General features: G+C 41.5%; 19 protein-coding genes. All 19 read right to left on the bottom strand.

The annotated features are described in order from the left end of the window. Window positions 1–87: 87 nt before the first annotated feature. A complete protein-coding gene (locus BM084_RS04195; RefSeq protein WP_037314417.1) occupies window positions 88–1584 on the bottom strand; it encodes an FMN-binding glutamate synthase family protein in 1497 nt (498 codons plus the stop codon). A 9-nt stretch (window positions 1585–1593) separates the two neighbouring features. Further along, window positions 1594–2280, bottom strand: a complete 687-nt coding sequence (locus BM084_RS04190) for a DUF2231 domain-containing protein (RefSeq protein WP_075327981.1) — start codon at window positions 2278–2280, stop codon at window positions 1594–1596. A 401-nt stretch (window positions 2281–2681) separates the two neighbouring features. Then, on the bottom strand, window positions 2682–2855 hold the full coding sequence (locus tag BM084_RS19100) for a hypothetical protein (RefSeq protein WP_156101175.1): 174 nt from the start codon (window positions 2853–2855) through the stop codon (window positions 2682–2684). 15 nt (window positions 2856–2870) lie between these two features. Continuing rightward, the gene (locus BM084_RS04185) at window positions 2871–3257 is read right to left on the bottom strand and encodes a DUF302 domain-containing protein (protein ID WP_037314420.1); all 387 of its coding nucleotides are present in this window, start codon (window positions 3255–3257) and stop codon (window positions 2871–2873) included. A gap of 48 nt (window positions 3258–3305) precedes the next feature. Next, window positions 3306–3878: a serine acetyltransferase domain-containing protein gene (locus tag BM084_RS04180; RefSeq protein WP_075327058.1), complete on the bottom strand. Its 573-nt coding sequence runs from the start codon at window positions 3876–3878 to the stop codon at window positions 3306–3308. Between the two features lie 69 nt (window positions 3879–3947). Beyond that, complete coding sequence (locus BM084_RS04175; protein ID WP_093302944.1) at window positions 3948–5630, bottom strand: multicopper oxidase family protein; 1683 nt, start codon at window positions 5628–5630, stop codon at window positions 3948–3950. A gap of 106 nt (window positions 5631–5736) precedes the next feature. Continuing rightward, on the bottom strand, window positions 5737–7053 hold the full coding sequence (locus BM084_RS04170; protein WP_093302942.1) for an APC family permease: 1317 nt from the start codon (window positions 7051–7053) through the stop codon (window positions 5737–5739). Window positions 7054–7058: 5 nt separating this feature from the next. Continuing rightward, window positions 7059–9473 (bottom strand): multicopper oxidase domain-containing protein, encoded by a 2415-nt coding sequence (locus tag BM084_RS04165; protein WP_075327060.1) that lies wholly within the window; start codon window positions 9471–9473, stop codon window positions 7059–7061. A 147-nt stretch (window positions 9474–9620) separates the two neighbouring features. After that, window positions 9621–10112 carry a DUF305 domain-containing protein gene (locus tag BM084_RS04160; protein ID WP_075327061.1) on the bottom strand — a complete coding sequence of 164 codons (492 nt, stop codon included), beginning with the start codon at window positions 10110–10112 and terminating at the stop codon, window positions 9621–9623. A gap of 28 nt (window positions 10113–10140) precedes the next feature. Continuing rightward, complete coding sequence (locus BM084_RS04155; protein WP_093302939.1) at window positions 10141–10689, bottom strand: DUF3347 domain-containing protein; 549 nt, start codon at window positions 10687–10689, stop codon at window positions 10141–10143. Between the two features lie 76 nt (window positions 10690–10765). Next, on the bottom strand, window positions 10766–11335 hold the full coding sequence (locus BM084_RS04150) for a helix-turn-helix domain-containing protein (protein WP_093302936.1): 570 nt from the start codon (window positions 11333–11335) through the stop codon (window positions 10766–10768). 280 nt (window positions 11336–11615) lie between these two features. Further along, window positions 11616–12068, bottom strand: coding sequence for a heme-binding domain-containing protein (locus BM084_RS04145; RefSeq protein ID WP_034892144.1), 453 nt, complete (start codon window positions 12066–12068; stop codon window positions 11616–11618). Next, complete coding sequence (locus BM084_RS04140; protein WP_034894378.1) at window positions 12069–12656, bottom strand: DUF3347 domain-containing protein; 588 nt, start codon at window positions 12654–12656, stop codon at window positions 12069–12071. A 124-nt stretch (window positions 12657–12780) separates the two neighbouring features. Further along, window positions 12781–12954: a P-II family nitrogen regulator gene (locus BM084_RS19265; protein WP_218152226.1), complete on the bottom strand. Its 174-nt coding sequence runs from the start codon at window positions 12952–12954 to the stop codon at window positions 12781–12783. A 196-nt stretch (window positions 12955–13150) separates the two neighbouring features. Further along, on the bottom strand, window positions 13151–13597 hold the full coding sequence (locus tag BM084_RS19260; RefSeq protein WP_037314436.1) for a hypothetical protein: 447 nt from the start codon (window positions 13595–13597) through the stop codon (window positions 13151–13153). Between the two features lie 73 nt (window positions 13598–13670). Beyond that, the gene (locus BM084_RS04125) at window positions 13671–14183 is read right to left on the bottom strand and encodes a DUF3347 domain-containing protein (protein ID WP_034892138.1); all 513 of its coding nucleotides are present in this window, start codon (window positions 14181–14183) and stop codon (window positions 13671–13673) included. A gap of 43 nt (window positions 14184–14226) precedes the next feature. After that, window positions 14227–16056 (bottom strand): efflux RND transporter periplasmic adaptor subunit, encoded by a 1830-nt coding sequence (locus BM084_RS04120; RefSeq protein WP_037314438.1) that lies wholly within the window; start codon window positions 16054–16056, stop codon window positions 14227–14229. 25 nt (window positions 16057–16081) lie between these two features. After that, window positions 16082–17338 carry a TolC family protein gene (locus BM084_RS04115; RefSeq protein ID WP_093302969.1) on the bottom strand — a complete coding sequence of 419 codons (1257 nt, stop codon included), beginning with the start codon at window positions 17336–17338 and terminating at the stop codon, window positions 16082–16084. 16 nt (window positions 17339–17354) lie between these two features. Continuing rightward, entirely contained in the window at window positions 17355–21137 is a 3783-nt protein-coding gene (locus BM084_RS04110) for an efflux RND transporter permease subunit (protein WP_093302934.1), read from the bottom strand. Window positions 21138–21172 lie beyond the last annotated feature (35 nt).

The raw sequence follows: 21172 nt of genomic DNA, 5'->3' as shown, positions 1-21172 counted from the left end.
ATATATTAGATTATTCTTTTTACGTTTGCAATTATGTTTACGTTTACCTACGTAATCCATTACAAATTTACTTTTAGTCATTAAAGATCACTTATAAAGTTCACTATAGGATTTACTATCCGACTCACTAATTTTTCTTACAATACTGGTTTTGTTTATTCCATTTCTATCTGAGATACCCATTGATAGTAACAATTCCTTTAAACCCTGAATGGTGTTTTTATGATAATTAGCCACTTTGTGTTTCTTATCCTCAACTACCAAAGCCTTTACCCGCTTTGAATCCATAGTGGTTATTCCGGTAGGGCAGGTATTTAAATTGCATTTTAAAGATTGGACACACCCCAGGGCAAACATCATACCCCTGGCACTGTAACAAGCATCGGCCCCAACGGCTAATGCTTTATAAATATCGAAAGAAGAAATTATTTTTCCCGCAGCTATAACCTTAATATGTTTGCGCAGATTATATTTTTTTAAAGTTATATCCACAAAGTGGAGCGCCTCAATTAAAGGTGTTCCGCCCCAATGTAATCCATCCATGCTTGCAGCCCCAGAACCACCTTCTGCTCCATCTACCGCAATAAAATCTGGAAAATTATTTTCTTTATTTTTCGAAAATATTTCAATCATCTCATCAAATTCGAGTTTTAAACCAATACAGAGTTTAATCCCTATAGGTTTTGCAGAGGAAAGATCACGTAATTCTTTGATAAATTTAAGCAACTCGTTAGGGTTACTGAAAGCACTGTGGTGCGCCGGGGAATGAATCTCTGTATGTGCTTCAATATCCCTATATTCTGAAATCTCCCTGGTATTTTTACTGGCAGGAAGTATAGCACCAAAACCTGGCTTAGCTCCTTGTGAGATTTTAATCTCGATCATTTTTACGAGATCATTCTGGGCTATTTCAGTGAACTTTTCAGCATCAAAATTCCCTTCAGCATTTCGGCATCCAAAATATCCGGTGCCAAATTGAAAGATTAGATCTGCCCCGTATTTTTGATGATAAGGTGTAAGCCCCCCTTCACCAGTGTTTTGTGCAAATCCCGCTATTTTAGCCCCTCCATTAAAAGCCAGGGTAGCATTTTTACTAATAGAGCCATAACTCATTGCCCCTAAATTCAAAATACTTGAACTGTAGGGCTTAGTACAATTTGGACCTCCAATATTAATACGAAAATTATCGCGAAATTCCTTTGAGGGAAATGTAGAATGCAAAAACCATTCACGGCCAGTACTCTCATAAGATAACTGGGTGCCAAATGGCTGATTCATGTTTGCATTTGCGGCCCGCTTATATACAATTTCCTTTTGGATCCAATTGAAGGGCATACCTTCGGCGCGGTTGAGAAACAAAGCTTCTTGCAAAACGTGACGTTGTTCTTCTAATAAATTGGTAAGCCTACCAAATAAAGGATAATTACGCTGAATATTGTCTGCTTTTTGAAAATAATCTTTAAAGCCCAATATATAAATAGGAAGCAATAAAATCGCTATCCACCATAGATGCGGCCGCCACAATATAATTAATATAAGTCCTACCGCGGATACTGAAGAACCTATTAAAAAAAAAATTCTCATAAATCCAATTTAATGCGAGTGTCCTTCGCCTTTGCTATTTCCATCTGTTTTTTCAGTTTCAAGATATTCGCCCTGAGGGCCCACTCCTTCTATATATACCAGCTGGGAACCATAATGTCCTGCTTCTGCAACAGAATATGCTGAAAAAGCAAGAATTAGGAATACAAAAATTTCAAAAACCCGGTTCTTCTTCAATAAAAATAAGCTGATCAATTTTAAGGTAGCAGCAACTGCGCTGGAATAAATGGTCCATTCGGCAAATTTATCATGCTGTTCTAATACTTTTTTGGCCATTTCAGTTAAATCCTGGGTATGGGGATGGGCATACACCCCGGCTATATAGGCACCGATAAACCCTCCGCCTACGGTTAAAAGGATTATCCAATCCAGATTCCTTTTCAGAGTAAAAATCTGAATTAGCTGCAAAAATGCCCCCAGTAAAAGCAAAACAATGGGAAAATGAACCACCAAAGGATGAAGATTTGGAAAATCATCAAGCGCCGCCTTAACTTCCCTGAAACTATCTTCTGATCCTAAAGCCGGATCCTGCCTGGTATTTTCTGTAGCTATATTTGTGGTTATAGTATCGGGGTCTAATCCCTGTTCCTGACCTAATGGAGAATGATTATGATCGTCTTGCGCCGGGAGTAATAATGGCAACATCATTAAAAAGAATATAAAGACAAAATTTTTCATAAAAATAAATGGAGTTATAAAGTTAATTACCGGAAGCATAGAATATTCTTAATCTGCCCAAAAATGCGCAAAGGAGCCACGAATCCACCAATAAATTGTAGAAAATATTCGTGGATTGGTGGCAGAGTATAATGTAAATATGTCTTAATGGTAAATTCATTAGGCCCAAACATCTTAAATTATTTAGAAGTACCCGCATTATTCTGGTGATTTAAAATGGAACTTAAATTGATAACTCGAAAAATAAATTTAAAATCCATACCGGGTATCTTAAATATCTGCCATATCGCTATATGGTTTGGAATTCTACAATGAAAAAAGAAAAAGGAGGGAAATTAAGACTTCAACTAATTATCATAAACAACGATCCCTCCATTTCCTTTAAACTTTAATCCCAGATTCTAATCATGATCCATAGACTCATTATGGTCCATTTCCATATCGTCACCTTCCATCCCTCCCTGTTCCATTTCCATATCGCCGTGGTCATCTTCGGTGGTTTCCCTACAGGAAATCATGGTAAGGTTAAAAGTTCCCACAAATAAGACTAACAGTAAAATTCTGAATTTTTTCATTGTTCAATTATTTAATTAAAGGTTCGAAATAACTTTTTGAAGTTTTACCTTGATCTCTTTAGCCACTTTGCCTAGCGCATCATCTTCCACCGCCTGCATGGAAGCAATGGGATTTACCACCGCTACTTCTATCTCTCCTGCCTCTTTTTCCTGTACAATCACATTGCAGGGCAGCATAGCCCCAATCTTGTCTTCCGTTTTTAGAGCTTTATAAGCGTAAGGCGCGTTACAGGCTCCAAGAATGCGATAGTTTCTAAAATCCACATCCAGCTTTTTCTTCAAAGTTTCAGTAACGTTGATCTCTGTTAATACCCCAAAACCTTCTTTTTCCAATTCCTCGGTAACTTTAACGATTACCTCTTCGAAATTTCCTTTAAGGCTTTTGTTAAAATAATAGTCCATGATTTTTTATTTAATGCGTTTTACAATTTTTTTGACTGCATTTAAAATTTACATCTTTTCCTGATGTGCCTTCATTTTGGCTTTCATCTTTTCCATAAGCTCAGGATTCTCATGCAAAAACTGGATCATTTTATCCATCATCTTCTCGGCCATTTCGGGATTAGATTTCATCTTGGAATGCATCTCTTCCATCATTGCTTCTTTCATAGCCGGATCTTTCATCATTTTCTCTTTCATCTTTTTCTTCATTTCTGGATTCCTGTCCAGTCTCTCCTGCATCATCTTATGCATTTTTTCTTTCATTTCAGGATCATCCATCATTTTCTCCATGTGGGATTTCATCTTTTCTTTCATCCCCGGGTTCTTTTGCATCATGGCTTTCATCTTGCCAGATTCCATCATTTGCATATGGCTTTGCATCATGAGTTTTCTTGCCCCTTCGTCTTGTTGTGCCAGATCAATAAATTCATTGAATTGGTTTGGGTTCGAAATAATTTCCTGGTAAACAGCGTTTCGATTGTCTGGAACATCCATTGCTTCAGAAGCGTTAAATGTTGATTTACAACTTATCAATGTTCCTACTGCTACTATAATCATTAAGGTTTTTACAATTGTTTTCATTTTACTTTGTTTTAGAGTTAATAAAAATTTCATCGTTCAGTTTTTTTTAATTCTCTTATCCTGTTCTTTCTACACTATTTTAAAGTTTCTCATCATGCCCATATCCTCATGCTCCAGATTATGGCAATGGTATAGAAACAATCCTTTATAGTCTTCAAATCGCATGATCAAATCCATTTGCATTCCTGGTAAAAGATAAACACTGTCCTGCCAGCCTTCGTTGATAAAACCGTCTTTGGTTGCTTCCCAAAGCTTATCATCTACCTTATCAGCGTCTCGGTTTAAGATGTTGAATTGTAATTGGTGGATATGAACAGGATGTGGCATTTGCATCATATTTCCCATGCCTCCCTGACCGCCCATCATTCCGCCGTTGCCATGCATTCCGCCGCCCATCATTCCGCTGTCATCATCAGGATCTGAAGAAAACTGGTTTCCATTATTGATACGCCAAATTTCGGTAGTATCTAATTTCACGGTCTCTTCTTCGGCTACTTCGGTGCCATTATAGGTGCGACCGTTAATGGTCCATTCCATCATTCCGCCCATAGCGAAGGTGAAAGTCCTGGGATTGTCTTTATTGATGGCATCTGTGGCCGCCAATGTATTGAAAGAACTGAGCTCACCAGGTAATTGAGCATCTTTGTTTTCTGCGAAAGCCCCCACATTTATTTCCAGAATATCAAACTGAGTGTCATAAGGCAAGTGATTGCTACTGCTATTTCCCATCATCCCGCCATTCATCATGCCACCACCCATCATGTCCAGTGGGATAGGTAAATGGACCAGTTTAATACGACTATTTTCTGACTGTTGAGATAAATCCAACCATACATCTACCCGCTGAGCCGGCCCTAGCATTAAATAAGACATTCTTTTTGGCGCTTTAAGCAGACCTCCATCTACACCCAATACGGTTATCGCTTCGCCGTTATCCCATGCCAATTTATAGGCACGGGAATTGGAACCGTTTAAGAGCCTTAAACGATATTTCCCGTTTGCGCCCAGGTTCAGGGTATTATCAATTTTACCATTGATCAATATTTGCTCACCTAAAAAACCCTGCATTCGATCCATCTGACCATCGCCTAGGTATTGGAGCTGCTTATTATCATTAAAAGTCCTGTCCTGGATTACCACAGGAATATCATATTCACCCTGGGGTAAATTTAATTTTTCTTCTTCTTTATCAGATACGATAAACAATCCTGCCAGTCCCTTATATACCTGTTCCCCTGTATGTTTATGCGGATGTGGGTGGAACCAATACGTTCCAGCCCTGTTCATCACTTCAAATTCATAATAATAGGTTTCTCCTTCACTTATTACATGCTCTGGGTGGCCATCATTCTCGTGAGACACGTGCAGGCCATGCCAGTGTACAATAGATTCGGCCGGAATCTGGTTTTCATACCTCACCCTAACCTTATCCCCTTTCTTTACCCGAATAACAGGTCCTAAATAGCTACCCTCTATATTTTGTAAATTATCTTCACTACCTTTTATAATAGATGCTCTATAGGAATATGTTTTGGTACTACTGTCTGGATAGATGTTGGTCTGGGAAGGTAATGCGGTAAGTTGTAGATCTAAATCGGCAATAAAATCCTTGTTCATTTTATTTACGGTCTCAGGATGCCGGGTGGAGGTATCCGATTTACAGGAGGCAAAAAAAGGCATTACATAGAAACCTGCTGCTGCCAGGCTTGCAGTTTGTATAAAATTTCTTCTGTTTACGTTTTTTTTCATCATTATATTATTTTGAATTGCATTCGTAAAATTTCAGCACAAGGAAGGTTAAAGCCCCGCTTAAATTTTAGATACTTAGACAACTTAAAAGTCGTAGGCTGCTTAACAGCTAATCTACCGCCCCTTTTTCTGGAGGTTTTCGATTTAGAAACCATTTTTCACCTAAAAATATGAGCAACATAGAACCAAATGCTATCCAAATTAGGGTGGGATCACGTTCTATTTTAATATAAACGAAGGAACCCAGAACTACCACATCCAGAATTATTGCGCTTATTACGATCCCCGCTTTGGCCTCTATGTCCTTTCTCATTGTGGTAAGCACTCCCCAATGAATAATAATATCCATCACCAAATAATATATTGCGCCAAGGGAGGCTATCCTGGAAAGGTCGAAAAAGATAGTAAGCACAATGGCAATTACTATAATATACACCAGCATATGCTTTTGTATACTCCCTTTCATACCAAAGTGACTGTGAGGTATCAACTTCATGTCAGTTAACATAGCAGTCATTCTTGAAACTGCAAAAACACTGGCAATTACTCCAGAAATAGTGGCGATAATAGCAATAGCCACGGTAAACCATAAACCAAATTGACCAAATAATGGCCTGGAAGCTTCAGCTAGACTATAATCTTTGGCCTCAATGATTTCAGGAATACTCAAGTTGGAAATCACCCCCCACGAAACGAGTAAATAGGTTAGCCCGCAAATGAGCAATGAAATGATAATGGTCCTGCTCACGTTTTTGTGTGGTTTCACAATTTCACCACCACTATTGGTTATAGTAGTAAAACCCTTATAGGCAAGGATAGATAAAGCCAGTGCTCCAAGGTACTCCATTACTCCCCTTTCCCCGCCGGTACCTCCTGAAGGTACTAAATCTGATACTACAAAACCCGAGGCATAGATAGCTCCTCCGGCAAAGATCAATAACCCACCGGTTTTGAGGATCGCCATGGCAAGGGAGGATTTCCCTATTACCTTATTGCCTGCAATATTAATTACAAAGGCAAAAATGAGTAGGCCCACCCCTAAAACGGGAATGAGATAACTGTCTTTTGGCGCATCGAACAATTGCAACGTATAACTACCAAAGGTCCTGGCCACCAGACTTTCATTAATAATCATAGAGAACGTCATCAGTAAAGCTGCAAAAGCAGTTACAAGTCCCTTTCCATAAGCTTTCTCCAAATACATGGCGATACCTCCTGCAGATGGATACGCATTAGACATCTTGTTATAGGAATAAGCACTAAATCCTGATATAATTCCACCCACAATAAAAGCTATTGGAAAATACTCACCAGAAAGTTCTGCCACTTGACCAAGAAGCGCAAAGATCCCTGCACCAATCATAACATTGGTTCCCATTGATATTGCACCCACCAGGCTTAGACTGTTTTCTTTATAATTTCCCATATTGTTTAGAATCGTAATGATAATCCACCTCCGGCGCCAAATCTATTGTCGTAACTTCCCATTAATGAAAAGTTCTTACCAAGAAAATATTCCAGCCCGGCGCTCCATACTTGCTCATCTTCAAAATCTTTTCCTGGTTCAAGATCATTGACCCAGCCAAAATCTGCCTGGAATTCATATTCCCCGAATAAAACAAGTCGAGGGAAGATCATAACTTCCCGGGCAAGGCTAATTTGGGGCCTCAATTTATTATCTACACGAAGGTCTAAAGCAAACATATAGGGAGTAAAATACCTAATACCTCCAATGGCGGTGGTACTGAGTTCTTCCATACTATCCTTCATTTCATTCTCCATATTCACACCGGCAAACAAACGTACCCAGTCATAGAGGTAATATTCATAGGTGAATTCTGCTTCAATATTTTCGTTCCAGCCGTATTCTGCCAAAACGTTAAATTGATTCCTTATATTGGAACTTACCACATTTAATGTTGTCATGTGTGAGGCGGCATCCAACATTCCCCAGGTATAAAATTTATTGGTTTCCCTTACTAGGTTACTCAATGGGAAAGGCTTCATACGTTCGTCCCTTTTAGTGTCATAACTTACCACTCTCGCCATTCCGGAATCCAAATGATAAAGGATGTGGCAATGCAGGAACCAATCGCCATATTCATTCCCATAAAACTCGATAGTCACTTTTTGCATGGGCGGGACATTGACGGTATGTTTCAAAGGGGAATGTTCTCCGTTTTTATTAATTACCCTGAAAAAATGCCCATGTAGATGCATAGGGTGGTGCATCATGGTAAGGTTGTTAAAGGTGATCCTGGTAACCCCATCACCTTCAATTTTTATTTTATCGGTTTCGGCCAGGGGCACCCCGTTTAAGCTCCAAACATAGCGGGCCATATTTCCGGTTAAATTCAGCAGGATTTCCTTTACAGGCGCATCTTCGGGATGTGTTGTAGGATTTTTAGATTCCAGGTAATCATAGTTATATTCTGAAAACATATCCATACCCGGCATTTTTCCTTGCTCCATTCCTTTCATCTTATCCATCTGCATGGTTTTTTTCCCGCCACCGGCCATTTTCATAGAGTCCTTTTTCATCTTCACACTATGGTCCTTATTGGCCATTGTGGAGTCCTTCTTCATGTCCATTTTGGAATGATCCATTTTAGAGTGGTCCATGGCCTGCATATCTCCCTCTTTTTTCATATTCATATCGCCATGGTTCATCGCTTCCATGTCCATCTCATCCATTTGCATTCCCCACTTATCCATCATTTCATAGGGATCAACATTTTTTGGATTGAATTTAAGGGCTGGTGCCCCCATTTTCATATCCATTTTTGCCATTTTTTGCATCATCCCAATTTTATCGGGCCTGGGCACATTAGGGGCGGGAAGTATCCTACCGGTGCCTAGAAAAGCTGAAGCTGTCCCAGAACCATCCTGTGCAGTAATTTTAAATTCCATTTTGCCATCATCGGGTATGGTGACAATAAAATCATAGGTTTCTGCTACTGCAATAAAGGTTTTATTTTTCTCCACCGGCACTACATCTACACCATCAGCAGAAACCAGCGTAGGCATATTACCTCCAAAGGTCATCCAGAAAGAAGTAGAGGCAGCTCCATTAATAATTCTCATTCTAACTTTTTCCCCAGGCTTGAATTCGGGATATTCTATTTTCTCCTCACCATTTATTAAAAATGCAGGATAGTAAATATCAGCAATATCGGCACCTTCCATCCGTTGTCTCCAAAAATCAATTTGTGCGCCCAAAGCTCCACGCTTGATCACCTGATTTAGGGGAGTAGCTGTTCCTTTTTTAATATTGTACCATTCTGTGCCCCTTTTTAAAAACCTAAGCACATCTTTTGGCTTTTCATTGGTCCAGTCTGAAAGTACCAGCACCAGGTCTTTGTCATACTCCAATGTTTTTTCTCTTGGATTGATTAGCAGAGAGCCATATACCCCACTTTGTTCCTGTAACATGGTATGGGAATGGTACCAGTATGTACCATGTTGTTTGATCTCAAATTCATATTTAAAGGTTTCGCCCGGTTTAATGGGTGGCGTGGTTAAATAAGGGACACCATCAAAGAAATTTGGCAAAATCATCCCATGCCAGTGAATGGAAGTTTCCACATCCATTTTATTTTCAACATAGATCACCGCATATTCGCCTTCGGTAAATTCCAGGGTCGGGCCGGGGATTCCCCCGTTAATGGTCATCCCCATGACCTCTTTGCCTTCGGCTTTAGTAACCTTTTCCTGGTCTATGGTCAGGTTATATTCGTGTACCGGTAAATTATTTATATTTCCTTCAACAGATTTTTCCATGTGCCGTTGGCCATAGGAAATCATCATTGAACACAAAGTTAATATTAAAAAAAAATTATTTTTCATTCTTGATATTTTAATGCCTAAATATTTTAGGTTTCATTAGTAAGGCTTTAACAAGGCTAAAAAGATCGATCCTGTTGAAAATATTCTACATTGATTATTTAAAGAAGACCCCACAGGTTTTCAAAACCTGTGGGGTCTCGCTTAATATTATTCCTCGTTCTCCAAACGATAAATGATCTTCTTCATCTGGGCAATTTCGCGTTTCTGGGCCTCAATTATTTCTTCGGCCAGTTTCTTGGTTTCAGGATCTTTAATATCTGCCCGCTTACTAGTTAAAATCGCAATCGAATGGTGGGGAATCATTGCCTTCATATATAAAACGTCGCCAATAATAGGTCGTTGTGCTCGTACTAAACCTAAAGCAGAGACAAACAGCACCAGGCTACCCACGTAAATTGCTATATTCTTCTTCTTATTTTTATACATTTTCAACATCAACGACAACATAATTACCGCCATTGCCGCTATCCCCAAACAGGTCATATAAAAACGGGTCAAGCTGAAATAAACATGATCAAATTCGTAGGTATTCAGGTACATGGTAATGTACATGGCTATAAAAGATAACCCGAGCATTAGAAAAAATCTACCGTAATTGCTACCACCAGTTTTATGGTGGTTTTTTGCTTCTGAATTCATTATTTTTTGGTTTTGGTTAGGTTGGTTTTTACTTTTTAATTGTCTTTTTTACGGAACCACAATTGGGCATTTTATCACCGAAATATGGATTGTTTATTTCTTCGATATCAGCATACCAATAGGCTCCTTTATTGTCAAAAGCCATAGGACAGAACTTTTTATAGATCGTACCACCAGATAATGCATCTTCAAACATAGGCCCAGCTTTTTCTGTAAATGCTGCGAATAATTCCCTTTGTTTTTCCAGCTCGCTGGTTTCAGATAATTGTTGTGCAATAGCTTTCAGTTCTGCTCTTTCTTCTGAAAAAGAGGCTACCATACTTTGAGACGCATCCTGTACCTGGTCTGCATCAGCATTGGTTAATGCTATTTTTATTTCCAGGTAATTATGCCAGATTTTTCCCGTCATTCCATCTATAAAATCCTGATCGGCAATATCTGCTGTTTTCTCTTCGGCTTTTTTAACCTCTTCAGGGGTGTTTATTTCAACCGATTGCTTCCCTTTGTTATCTACACAGGAAAATAGGGCAATAGCTAGTAAGAGAACAACACCAAAATTTAAAATTTTACTTTTCATTTTTTTCTGGTTTTAAATTTGATTTTTAAAATTAATGGTAAGAAAAAGGATTTATTGTCATAATTTGGTTAAACATCTATAAAATTTGGTCTAAAGAATTTCTAAAATTGTTATTAAGTTTTTTATATTGAGATAAATTCATCCCTGTTTCTGCTTTAAATTGCCTGGAAAGATAATTTACATTAGTATAATCCAATAGCTGACTAATCTGGGTAAAATTATATTGTTTGGACTGAATGAGCTCTTTTACTTTTTCAATTTTCAGCTTTATAAAATACTTTTCTACCGTTATGTTTTCGGTATAGGAAAAAATTCGACTCAAGCGCGAATAATCAGTTTCGGTTTCTTTGGATAAGTAGCTGGATAAAGTCCCCGTTTTTTGCAGGGGAAGGTTTTCCAAAAGCCGTATAAGACTTTGTTTTACCTTCTCGACTAAAATTTTATCGGATCCCTCCAATATTTCAAAACCATTTTCATCGAGGACCTTTTCTAACTTTTTAGAATCACGAGCTATATTTTTGCTTTTATAAACTACCCGGCCTAGTTCTACTTTTGTTACTTCCACCCCTGCTTCAAGTAACTCGTTTTTAATTACTTTTATACACCGGTTACAGACCATATTTTTAACAAAGACTTCTACCATGATAATTTTTTGGTAATGTTTTTTAAAAATTTATTTTTTATCATACCCTAAGCATTTATTTAAGCTACCACGCCCATGTTTTTCCCAGTAGTCTAACAATATTTCATTTTTTGGTTTTTGTGCCTGTCAAGGGAAGAGGCTTTATAAACTAATTAAATTTAAGAATACCCTTCCCTCACAGGACTTTAACATCATACTCTCAAAAGAAAAAGATTAACTAACCAATCAATGAAAAAATTCCTTTCCTTTTTTGGGATATGATATTGTTTATTTTAAAAATCCCCTATAAACTATTTTTAAGCTGGGTCATATATTGTATCATTTCTGTTTTTTCTTCTTTGGAAAGTTTCGCATCCCCATGAATAAAAGTGTAGGAGTCCAGTGGCATTTCATCATCTTCAATCTGACTGATGATTGACCGGAGTTTGCTGTTTTTTCTTCGGTCGGAATATTCACCCCATTCATTAAAATTCAATTCATCTTTTCCTTCTTTTATATGATCCTCTAAAAACCAGGCAGCTGGTTGTATTTTATTGTACCAAGGGTATGCTGTATTGTTGCTATGGCAATCATAACAGGAAACCTTTAATTTATCCTGTACGTCTTTCGGGACATTGTTCACCAGCATAAAATCTGATTTTGGCACCACTTCACTTTGGTTGCGATTGGTGGGCACAAACTGGATGCCCACCAACACAACTAAAAAAACCAGTGCAATGATTTTGATTGTCTTCATTTAGTTAATTTCTCTTTGCACCTCTCCGCAATCCATCATTTTACTTCCATAATAGGGATTTTTGATTTCTTTGGTTACACTCAACCACTGTGCACCTTTGTTATTATTGTACATCGGGCAATAAGCTTGGTACAACTTTTGGCTGGTTCCGACAATGTCAATCAAGTCTATCATGTCCTTGCTCAAAATGTCGAAATGTTCCCGCTGGTGGCCTATGGGGCTTTCCGCAATGTGTTCGGCATGCTCAGTGGCGTCTTCTATGATATCTTGCAGTTCTTGTTGGTCGTTCTGTTCGTAGTTTTCCGTTTTAAAGGTCTTTAACTGTCCCACCATTTTTTCCCCGGCTTTGGCCGCGGCCTCCTGATCGTCATTTACCAAGGCATTTTTAAGCTCCAAGTATGTGGTCAGGCTGGCATCGGTTTGGGCAGCATTGCTGCTTTCCATCCTGTTTTCTTCCATCGGGACAGCGCGCTCGGTCGCCGCGTCTTCAATAGTTGTATTGCTGTTTTTCTCGTTGTTCTTGCAAGAAGTGCTTATTACGGCAAATGCCATAGCCATCACTCCCAAACTTACTTTTACTGTTTTCATTTTTCTTGTTTTTAAAAGGTTGATATTTCTGTTACTGCAATTAATTAAATTTTCCGGATGCCATAAAACACAGCCCGGAACTTAGTATTTTACTTGGTTGTTCGACCGGAAACAAAAAAAGCACTTACCGGCTTTCCTTTTCCCCAGTCCTTATTTTTATACGCTGTTCCACGTCGCTTACATAGATGAGCCCGTCCCCGCTTTTGCCAGTACGGGCACTTACTTTTATAATATTTACAATTTTATCTACATCCTCTTTTTCGCACACTATCTCCATTTTAATGACTTTGCTGTGCATAAATGGAAAATTCAAACTGGGGGAAGCGGTTTTGGAATCAGTTTAATCTCCAACCCCCTCGCCTTGAAATACGGTAAAACAACAAAAGTTTTCTTCCCGCAGATTCATGGTCACTTCACTAAGTCTTTCGGGTCTGATAAAGGCTTTGATCTCATTCATATCTTCTAAATTTAAGTTGAAATAAGTTTTGTTATGCTTAGCTCTTTTTTGTGTAAGCTGTGTAATTCGCTTCTGAATTAAAATAGCCAACCCGGCCATTCGCGTCAAGCAGTACAATAAAGGCTTCGGTTTTATCCACTCTTTCCCCTGTTTGGGGATCGGTGGCCATCCTTGCAGATTCTTCGTTGTTCAAGGTGCCCACGCACATCTCGCAGCAACCATAATAGGTTTTCCCGTTTACCGGAACCGGGATTTGCGGTTTGGCCATATAGGCATCGTTTACCATACATACCAGGTCATTAGGCAACTTGTCTCCTATCTGAAAATCTAAAGAAAAGGTTTGTTTATTGGCGGTACTTGTACTAATTTCTGTAGCCAGTTTGTCTTGCTTTTTTTGTTTTTGCTGCTCCCCAGAGGAGTTACAAGCACCAAAAACCACGGCCAGAAGAAATACCGCTGTTAGAACTTTGAATGTATTTTTCATTTCATTCTAATTTTGTGCCTGCAAAATGGATAGACCTATAAAAAAGAGTCTATCCATACCTTGCAGGACTTTATTAATTGATAGTTTCTTTTACACTACCACATTTCAGCATTTTTTGGCCCATATATGGGTTCTTGATCGCCTTTTCATTGGAAAGCCAATAGCCGCCTTTATTAGAGTTTGCCATAGGGCAATATTCCAGGTAAATTTCACCTTTGGCAAGCTTCCCATTTTTAACCAGTTTCAACATTGCATCGCTAAGAGCATTAAAATTGTCACGTTGGTCTTCCAGAGAAGTGGCACCGGCCATTTGCGAAGCTTCTTTGCGAGCCGTCTCAGCATTTTCCACTTTTGCCAAAGTTTTCTCGAGTTTCATCGAATGCTTGGCGGCCTTTGCATCATTTGAAGCCACTAAAGCGTCCTTTACCAATAGGTAATGTTCATAAGCAGCGCCCAGATCTTTGTCTTTGAACTTAGGCGACATTTGCATTTCTTCACCATGACCAGCCATATTGTCGTGGTCGTGTTGTGCATAAACTCCCATGCTTAACAAAGTTAGAAGGAGCATCATCATTGTTCTTTTCATCTTAATAGGTTTTAAAGGTTATAAAAATTTGTTCTTCCCTGCTTTAGTTTATAGTTTCCACGATTTCGCCGCAGGTTAACATTGCGCTACCGTAATAAGGGTTTTTGATCTCTTCTGAACGGCTGAGCCAGTAGGCTCCCGCATTGTCATCTGCCATAGGGCAAAATTGCTTATAAACGGTCTGTCCCACTCCAAAAAGTTGCATCGCTTTGCTCAAATGGGCAGACAGGTGTTTAAAATGATCCCGCTGAGTAGAAATATCTTCACTCTCCGTTATTTTTTCCGCAGCACCAATTACTTCTTTTGAAATCAGCATCCAGTGGTCGTGAGCTTCACGATCCTCTAAAAGACTCATATCTATCTTGTTCATTGCTTCCAGTACTTTATTTGCAGTTGCTTGGGCGGTTTTGGCCTCATCTTCCACCAGGGCGTTTTTCAACTTCAAATATTGATCAAAAACGCCATTTAGCTGGTTGGTGAACTCTTCAGGTACCACGATGCGTTCCTGCATTTCGGTATGGTCAACGTTGCCGGTTCCTGCCGTTTCCATATTGGCATTACCCTCGCTACCTGCCATGTCCATACCGGCGTGGCCCTCGTGACCGGTAGATGTCTTGCCTCCGTCCTTGTTCATCATAGACTTTTTGCCCTGGAGTTGTGCGGCAGCATCTACGGTAAAGGCACCGTTTACCACAATGCGCTCTCCGGTACTCAAGCCATCTGTAACCGCATAATTACCACCCGCTGCGGCACCCAGGCTCACTTCCCTCATTTCAAAGACAGGCCTGTCTGGATTGGGTTGTACGTAAACCAGCGAACGTTCCCCGGTCCACATCACGGCCGATTTTGGCACTGTAATAAGCTGGGGTTCTTCAATATCTGCATTTTTTTTCTTGGCCGGTGCCACTTTTCCACGCACGAACATTCCGGGTTTTAGACGACCTTCCTTATTGGGCAGGACTGCACGTACAGTTACCGTACGGGTGGCAGTATTAAGCAGTGGTTCAATAAAAGTAATGGGCACTTCATATTCTTTTCCCGGCAAGGCATTGGCAGTCACGCTAATCTGTTGCCCTTCTTCAAGCTGGGCAATCTGGTTTTCATAAGCATCAAATTGTGCCCATACAATACTAAGGTTGGCAATCTCATAAAGGGACTGGCCCTGCTCTACATAATCACCTTCTTCCACCAGTTTTTCGGTCACCGTACCTGAAACCGTAGCATAAATAGGGAAATATTCTTTAACTTCCCCAGAAGCTTCAATTTCTTCAATTTGCTTGTCGCTGAGTTTCCATAATTTCAATTTTCGGCGTACAGATTCGTATAACCGGGACTGAGAGTCCTTCATCCCCGCAGCGGTAAGCAATTCCTGCTGGGCAGAGACCAGCTCTGGGGAATAAATAGTGGCCAACACCTGCCCGCGGCGTACTTCCTCCCCGGTGTAATTTATATAAAGTTTTTCTATCCTGCCGCCAAAATAAGAAGCCTGCACACTTTTCACCTCTTCGTTCTCCACGATCTTCCCGGAGAGCACCAGGTCGTGATCCCCTAAGAGGCTATCGCCGATCTCCACGGTGTGGATATTGGCCAGAGCCAGGGCGGTTTCAGACATTTCTATTTGTTGCGGCCCAACCTCGCCGCCGCCACTCTCGGCAGGGATAAGGTCCATCCCGCAAATGGGGCAATCGCCCGGTTCGGGCTGCATAATCTGCGGGTGCATAGAGCAGGTCCACAGCTGGTTTTCCTCCTCGTGATTGTGTTCTTCTGTAGTGGCTGTTTCGACATTTTTTTCAGACGAATTGCCACCAAAGAACAGATAGCCAAGGAGCAATCCTGCTAACACTAATCCGGTGTAAATGATATATTTCTTCATCGTTTTTGTTTTAATTTATTCTGAATTATTCACTTAAATAATTAATGTTCGCACTGGCTTGGTAATAGTTTTTTACCGCTTCTATCAGGTTCAGCTCAAAATTTAGCTGTAACTCCTGTACGTCCAGCACATCATTGAAATCTATGGTACCGGTTTCGTAATTCCGCCTGAGGATTTCTTCGGCATCATTGGCTTGCTCGATGTTGAGCAACTGGGTACGGTAGCTTATGCGTGCCTCTGCCCTATTGCTCACCGCGGCTTCCAGGCGCGACACCAATTCGTTGTGCCGGTTCTCCCGTTGTGCATTTAGCTCACGTTGCTTCAGTTCATTTTGTCGCGTAACCGATTTGTATTTATTACCGAAAATTGGAACCGTTATAGAGACCATCGGCATCAGGATGTCCTTTCCGCTATCCGGGGCTTGCATCGCAGTGGCTTCCCCCACCGCAACGTAATCCAGGCCAAATCCCAGATCGGGCAGGGCTTCCTTTCGGTTCATTTTTTCTGCTTCTCCTACCGATTCATATAGCTTGTCAAAACGCAACAACTCTGGGTGCACTTGAGGCACTTCTGGCAACTGCACCGGGTCTTCCTGTGGCACTGCCAGCGAATCGTACACCTTTACCGTAGCACCACGTTCGGCATTGAGTAGGGTATTGAAAGCGGCTTGTTCGGCTTTAAATTCTTCATCGAAGTTTTCCAAACGTTCCCGTAGCTGGTTTTGCCGCATTTGCAGGCGAAGCACATCTACGGACGAGGCTTGGTTTACCTCCAGGGAAGTAAGCGCAAGCTCCTCATAGGCTTCCAGCAGGTCTATGTTTTGTTCCAATACGCGTTGCTTTGCCCTAATGGCATAAAGCCTGTAATAATTTTCGGCCACATTTAGCAGCAGTTGCCTCTGGGCCGTGGCGATTTCCACATATTGGGCATCGGCAAGGCTTGATGCATAATTCTCCCTTGCCGTGATAGTCCCAAACCACGGAATCATTTGTTGCACCGATAGTTTGTACTGCTGTGGGCCCGTTCGGGTCTCTGGTTCGCTGGCAAAATAGCCTACGCTGAACTGGGTTTCCGGGAGTACCCCAACTTCTTCAATCCTCTCCCGGGCCGTTTCATAACGCAGTTCAAACGCCTGTATCTTCGGGTTATTTTCCAAAGCCTGGGTAAGGTAAGGCTGGAGCTGCTGGGCTGTTCCTGTAAGAAAAAAGAAAAGAGAGACAATCACCGCTAGCATTCCGCTTCTTCTATTCAATTTTATTATTAAAATATCTTTTGATTTCATAGTAAAAGGCTTTCTTCTATTTTCTATTTTCAATTCTCTTGTCATTATTCGCCGTCTCCAGGGTTTTTATGCCGGCTTCTTTTCTCCAACTAAATAACACCGGCACTACAAACAATGTGATTAATGCTATAGACATACCTCCAACCGCGGGGATGGCCATAGGGATCATAATATCGCTACCACGCCCCGAAGACGTCAGTACGGGCAGGAGTGCCAGGATTGTTGTAGCCGTGGTCATCAAGGCGGGGCGAACACGCTTGGACCCTGCTTCCACCACCGATTTACGGATTTCCTTTCGGCTCTTGGGCTCGTTCCGGTCAAAAGTTTGGGTAAGGTAGGTACCCATTACCACGCCATCATCAGTAGCGATACCAAAGAGGGCGATAAAGCCTACCCATACCGCCACACTCAGGTTTATGGTTTTTATCTGAAACATATGCCGAAGGTTTTCGCCAAAAAAGTCGAAATTCAGGAACCAACCCTGGCCATAGAGCCAAATAAGGATAAACCCGCCAGAAAAAGCCACGAGGATCCCACTAAAGATCATAAGCGAGGTAGAAACTTTTTGAAACTGAAAGTACAGGATCAAAAAGATAATCATCAGTGCCAGTGGCACCACAACACTCAGCGTTTTTTCAGCGCGAATCTGGTTTTCGTAAGTCCCCGTGAATTTATAGCTGAGACCTTTGGGCACCCTGAGCTCCCCGTTATCGATTTTATCCTGAATAAGGGCCTGGGCATTTTCTACTACATCCACTTCAGCAAAACCATCCTGTTTATCAAAAAGCACATAGCCAATAAGGAAGGTATCTTCACTTTTTATTATCTGCGGCCCCTGCTCGTAACGGATATCTACCAACTCATCTAACGGCACCGGCGAGCCGCCCTCAACCGGAACATAGATATTGCCCATATCTTCCGGGCTGTCCCGCAATTCCCTTGGGTAGCGCACGCGTACACCGTAGCGTTCGCGTCCTTCAACCGTTTGACTTAGGCGTTTTCCTCCCACAGCAACCTCCAAAAGTTGCTGAACTTCTTCTATGCTAATACCATAACGAGCCAAACGTTCACGCTTGATATCAAGAAGCAGGTAAGGTTTTCCAACAATACGGTCGGCAAAAACGGCTTCGTCTTTTACACCTTCCACTTGCTTTAACAGGTCTTCCAGTTGGAGTCCAAAATCTTCTATTTGTCGAAGGTTTTGCCCCTGCACTTTGATTCCCATAGGTGCGCGCATCCCCGTTTGAAGCATTACCAGCCGTGTCTCGATGGGCTGGAGCTTGGGCGCCGAGGTTACCCCCGGCAGCTTGGTGGCGGCGGTGATCTCGTTCCAGATATCATCTGGCGACTCTATTTCGGGGCGCCAGTTACGGTAATATTCCCCGTCATCATCTGGAATGAGCTGTTTGTTTTTTACGCGGTGGAATTCCACGATTTCGCTGTCATTATAACTGCCAGCTGCATCTTCGTCCACCTCTAAACTTGGGTTTATTGCCAATTTGCCATTTTTTAACATAAATAAACCGTCTTCATTTACCTGGTAGCGCTGGCGTTCGCCGTGTTCATTCAGCATATATTCAGGTTTGTATTGGATTGTATTTTCATACATGGATATAGGTGCAGGGTCCAGGGCCGACTCTGTACGACCTGCCTTGCCCACTACCGTCTCAATTTCCGGGATAGCGGCCACGGCCATATCCAGCTGCTGCAAGACCCGCTTGTTCTCCTCTACACCTGCATGGGGCAGCGAAGTGGGCATCAACAAGAAGGAGCCTTCATTGAGTGAGGGCATAAATTCCTGCCCAATGTTGCGCATAATCATAAAACCGAGAATAACCAAAACGGTGGGCACCGACAAGAACAACAACTTATTGCGCAAGGCCCAATTGAGGATGCGGGTATAAAATTTTTGGAACAGGGCAAAAACACCCAGCAAACCAAAGGATATAATCCCTACCACAATAAAATTCCAGAAAACACTTTTTTCCAGACCCAACGGACGCCAATACTCGGCTAAAAGTAGCACTATGGCGAAAGCCGAAATAGCTATATTGATAACATTTGATCTTTTGGAACTAATTTTCTTTTTAAGAAGCAGTATTCCGGTTACGCCAAAAGCAATTAGGACAATACCGATGAAATATCCAAAAACAATAGCGGTAAGCCCTGCAATTATCAGAATCCCCTGTATTACCCAGCCCGCGGAAGTACGCCGGGTCCGTTTCTTAAAGAAAGATGCGGCAAATGGCGGAATAAGGAAAAGCGCAACCACTAGGGAAGCCACCAGTGCCATGGTCTTGGTAAATGCCAGTGGGCGGAACAGTTTCCCCTCTGCCCCCACCATAGTAAAGACGGGAAGGAAACTGATAATGGTGGTAAGCACGGCCGTCATAATTGCCCCGGAAACCTCGGCAGTGGCATTGTACACGATTTCATTCGTGGTCAAATATTTCCGTTCTTTGTCCTGATCGAGATGCCGGATGATATTTTCAGATAAGATCACGCCCACATCCACCATGGTCCCAATAGCAATGGCAATACCGGAAAGGGCCACGATATTGGCATCGACATTAAAGAACTTCATCGAGATAAAGACCATTAAAACCGCTACTGGCAATAAACCGGAAATGAGGATGGAGGCCCGTAGGTTAAAAACCATAACGATAATTACGAGTACCGTAATCAGGATTTCCAATGTAAGGGCTTCATTAAGCGTGCCCAGGGTTTCCTGAATCAGTTGCGTACGATCGTAAAATGGAACAATAGTTACCTGCGACTCGCGACCATCTTCCAGCACCTTGGTGGGCAGGCCGGGGCTAAGTTCATTTATTTTATCCTTTACATTATTGATTACTTCCAGCGGATTTGCGCCATAACGAGCCACAACCACTCCGCCAACCACCTCGGCACCTTCTTTGTCCAGGATACCACGGCGGGTTTCCGGACCCAGGTTTACTTTGGCAATGTCGCTTATTTTGATACTGGTAAATTCTTCTGAAGTTACCACGGCATTTTCAATATCTTCTATTTCCTGAACGTAGCCCAGCCCACGTACCAAATATTCGGCCTGATTTATTTCCAAGGTTTGTGCACCAATATCACGGTTGGTTTCCTTTACGGCCTTTACCACCTGTGCCAGGGAAATATCGTATTGACGCATCAGTTCGGGATCCACATCTACCTGATATTCCTGCACATAGCCACCTATGGATGCAACTTCGGAAACCCCGCTGGCACCGGAAAGTCCATATTTCACATAATAATCCTGAATGCTTCGCAGTTCGTGCAAATCCCAGCCCCCGGTAACATTGCCATCTTTGTCACGTCCTTCTAAGGTGTACCAAAAAACCTGGCCCAGCCCGGTAGCATCGGGACCCAGGGCAGGGTTTACACCTTCGGGAAGCAGGTTTGCCGGCAGGGAATTGAGTTTTTCCAAAATCCGGCTACGGCTCCAGTAGAACTCAATATCCTCTTCAAAAATGATATAAATACTGGAAAACCCAAACATAGAGGAACTCCGGATGGTTTTCACACCGGGAATTCCCAGGAGCGAAGTAGTAAGGGGATAGGTAATCTGGTCTTCTATATCCTGGGGGGATTTCCCCTCCCATTTGGTAAAGACAATTTGTTGATTCTCGCCAATATCGGGGATGGCATCTACCGCCACGGGATCGCGCGGAATTAAACCGGTTTCCCAATTAAAAGGGGCATTTACCACGCCCCAGCCTACAAAAAGGACTAGGAGGATAATTGCTACTAGTTTGTTTTCTATAAGAAATTTTATGCCTTTATTTAGCATCTTTATTGATAATTAAACAGTTATACATTGAATAA

Source organism: Salegentibacter agarivorans (assembly GCF_900113135.1).
Taxonomy (GTDB): Bacteria; Bacteroidota; Bacteroidia; order Flavobacteriales; family Flavobacteriaceae; genus Salegentibacter; species Salegentibacter agarivorans.
This window is presented reverse-complemented; position numbering and strand designations above follow the sequence as displayed.